Source organism: Actinoallomurus acaciae, assembly GCF_042429965.1.
In the GTDB taxonomy this organism is placed as follows: Bacteria; Actinomycetota; Actinomycetes; order Streptosporangiales; family Streptosporangiaceae; genus Actinoallomurus; species Actinoallomurus acaciae.
This window is the reverse complement of sequence record NZ_JBHLZP010000735.1, coordinates 1-3194: the sequence shown is the minus strand read 5'-3', so window position 1 is coordinate 3194 and position 3194 is coordinate 1. Positions and strand designations below refer to the sequence as shown.

Below are 3194 nucleotides of genomic sequence, written 5' to 3'. Positions count from 1 at the left end.
GTCCTCCCTGCTGGCCCGGCACCGTACGCCCGGCCACCTGCTGGAGTTCGCGTGGTTCCTCACGTGGGCCGGCGACCAGGTACCCGGCGTCGCCGACGTCGTGCCGGACCCCGGCTGGCCGGCCCGTACGGCGCTGGCGGCGCTCGACCTCGGCTGGGACCGGCGCGACGGCGGCCTGCTGCGGTACGTCGACGCCGAGGGCGGCGCGCCACGGGGCGACCTGCTCGGCGACCCGTACGAGGAGCTGGTCGTGCGGACGTGGGACACCAAGCTGTGGTGGCCGCACGCCGAGGCGCTGTACGCCACGGCGCTGCTCGCCGAGCGGCACGGCGACGACCGGCTCGGGGAATGGCACGACCGCGTCCGCGACTACACGTTCCGTACCTTCCCGGAGGGGCCCGGCCGTGAGTGGACGCAGATCCGCGCCCGCGACGGCACCCCGCTGGACGAGGTCGTGGCCCTGCCGGTGAAGGATCCCTTCCACATCGCGCGGGCCCTGCTGCTGTTGGCCGAACTGGGGGAGAACACGAAATCCGATGCCCGACACCACCTATGAACCCGTCGTCCGCCGCCTGCCCGACGCCGAGGCACTGGGCCGCGCGGCAGGCCAGGACATCGCCGACGCGCTCGTCCGCCTCCTGGCGGACCGGCCGGAGGCCAGGGTGATCTTCGCCTCGGCGCCGAGCCAGGAGGCGGCCCTGCGGACGCTGGCCGCCCGGCCGGACATCGACTGGAAGCGGGTCACGGCCTTCCACATGGACGAGTACCTGGGGCTGGCCGCCGACGACCCGCGGCGCTTCGGGAACTGGCTGCGTACCGCGCTGCTGGACCGGGTCCCGATCGGGGCCGCCCATCTGATCGACCCGGGCGACGACCCGCACGAGGCGGCGGAGCGGTACGCCGGGCTGCTGTCCGAGGCGCCGATCGACATCGTCTGCTGCGGCATCGGCGTCAACGGGCACCTGGCGTTCAACGACCCGCCCGCCGACCTGCACGACCCCGCGCTGGTGAAGATCGTCGAGCTGGACGAGGTCTGCCGCCGCCAGCAGGTCGACGACGGGTCCTTCGCGACGCCGGACGAGGTGCCGCGGCGGGCCGTCACGCTGACCGTGCCGGCGTTGCTGTCCGCCGCCCAGGTGTTCTGCATGGTGCCGGGCGCCCAGAAGCGGCCGGCGGTCACCCGCGCCCTGTACGGCCCGATCGACGGCCGGCTGCCGGCGAGCGCACTGCGCACCCATCCCCGCTGCACCATCTACGTCGACAAGGAGTCCGCACCCGATGCCCGCTGATCCGACCCTGACGTATCTGCGCGAGGTCACCACGCTGCTCGAACGCATCCACGAGGAGGAGTCGGGCGCGATCCTGCGGGCCGCCGAGCGGGTCGCCGAGCAGGTACGGGCCGACCGCCTGGTGCACATCTTCGGCCCCGGCGGCCATTCGAACCTCGCCGCGCAGGAGGTCTTCTTCCGCGCCGGCGGGCTGATGCACGTCTCGGCCATCCTGGACGAGGGCACGCTGCTGTCCAACGGGGCGCTGCGGTCGATGGCCATCGAGCGCACCCCGGGGTACGGACGGGTCGTGATCGCCGACGCGGGGCTGACCCCGGACGACCTGTTGATCCTCGTCAACGCCTACGGCATCAACGCCGCACTCATCGACGCGGCGCTGGAGGCGAGGGACCGGGGTGCGACGCTGATCGGCGTCAGCTCGCGCGAGCACGCCGAGCGGACCGACCCGGGCCACCCCGCGCGCCACCCGACCAAGGCGAACCTGCACGACCTGGTGGACATCGCGATCGACACGAAGGTGCCGATCGGCGACGCGCTGATCACGATGGACGGTGTCGCCGAGCCGCTCGCGGCGGTGTCGACGTTCGCCAACGCGTACGCGCTCAACGCCCTGGTCCTGCGCACCGTTCAGCGCCTGGTCGAGTCCGGAGTGGAGCCGCCGGTGTGGCGCAGCGGCAACGCACCGGGCGGCGACGAGGCGAACGCGCGGTTCCTGGACGCCTTCCGCTCTCGGGTGCGGAAGCTGTGAGAGGCGGGCGGCCCCTGCGGCTCACCGGCCGGGACCCGGCGACCGGGCGTACGCTGCGGGTCCTCGTCGAGGACGGGCGGATCGCCGAGGTCCGCGCCACGGACGAACCGGCCGAACTCTGGCTCGCGCCCGGCCTCGTCGACCTCCAGGTCAACGGGTTCGCCGGACACGACGTCAACGCCGCCGACGTGGACGAGACGGTCGTGACGGAGCTGGTGCACGCCGTGTGGCGCGCCGGAGTCACGACCGTGGTGCCGACGATCGTGACCGCGCCCGAGGAGGGCATCCGTACCGCGCTGTCCGCCATCGCGCGGGCCCGCGCCGCCGACCCGCTCGTCGCCCACACGATCCCGTACGCCCACGTGGAGGGACCGTTCATCTCGGCCGAGGACGGTCCGCGGGGCGTGCACGACCCGCGGTACATCCGGCGCGCCGACCTGGACGAGTTGCGTCGCTGGGGCGACCTCGTCGGGATGCTGACGGTCTCCCCGCACGACGACGCGGCGATCGACCTCATCGCCGCGGCCGTCCGCCTCGGCGTGCGCTGCGCGATCGGGCACACGCACGCCGATCCCGCCCAGATCACCCGCGCCGTCGACGCCGGGGCCGAGCTCTCGACCCACCTCGGCAACGGAGCGCACGCCATGCTTCCCCGCCACCCCAACCAGCTGTGGACCCAGCTCGCCGACGACCGGCTGTACGCGGGGTTCATCGCGGACGGCCACCACCTTCCGGCCGACACCTTCCGGGCCATGCTCCGGGCCAAGGGGATCGAACGCTCCCACCTGGTCTCGGACACGACCGCGCTCGGCGGAATGCCTCCGGGGCGCTACCGGACCGCGGTCGGCGGCGAGGTCGAGCTGTCCGAGGACGGCCGGCTGTCCTATGTCGGCACTCCCTACCTGGCCGGCGCGTCGCGGTCGCTGGCGGACGGGGTGGCCACCGCGATCTCCATGGGCGACCTCACCCTGTCCACCGCGCTGCGACTGGCCTCGGCCAACCCGGGCCGGTTCACGGGCGGCCGCGGCGTCCTGCGGCCCGGAGCGCCCGCCGACCTGATCACGTTCGCCTGGCGGCCGGGGGATGACGGCATGACCGAGGCTCTGGAACTCCCCGCGCTGGGCGATGAGGCCGCATACCGGCAGGCGGTCGCCGAG

At 73.7% G+C, this 3194-nt stretch carries 4 protein-coding genes; all 4 read left to right on the top strand.

Features of this window, described 5'->3' with window-relative positions:
- The coding region (locus ACFFNX_RS45990) for an AGE family epimerase/isomerase (protein WP_378212655.1) at window positions 1-556 on the top strand (556 nt) is incomplete at its 5' end.
- A complete protein-coding gene (locus tag ACFFNX_RS45985; protein ID WP_378212654.1) occupies window positions 537-1289 on the top strand; it encodes a glucosamine-6-phosphate deaminase in 753 nt (250 codons plus the stop codon). The genes ACFFNX_RS45990 and ACFFNX_RS45985, both read left to right, overlap by 20 nt.
- On the top strand, window positions 1279-2037 hold the full coding sequence (locus ACFFNX_RS45980; RefSeq protein ID WP_378212653.1) for a sugar isomerase domain-containing protein: 759 nt from the start codon (window positions 1279-1281) through the stop codon (window positions 2035-2037). The genes ACFFNX_RS45985 and ACFFNX_RS45980 overlap by 11 nt, the downstream gene beginning before the upstream one ends.
- Window positions 2034-3194 (top strand): N-acetylglucosamine-6-phosphate deacetylase (locus tag ACFFNX_RS45975; protein ID WP_378212652.1); only part of this gene is annotated, 1161 nt, incomplete at its 3' end. The genes ACFFNX_RS45980 and ACFFNX_RS45975, both read left to right, overlap by 4 nt.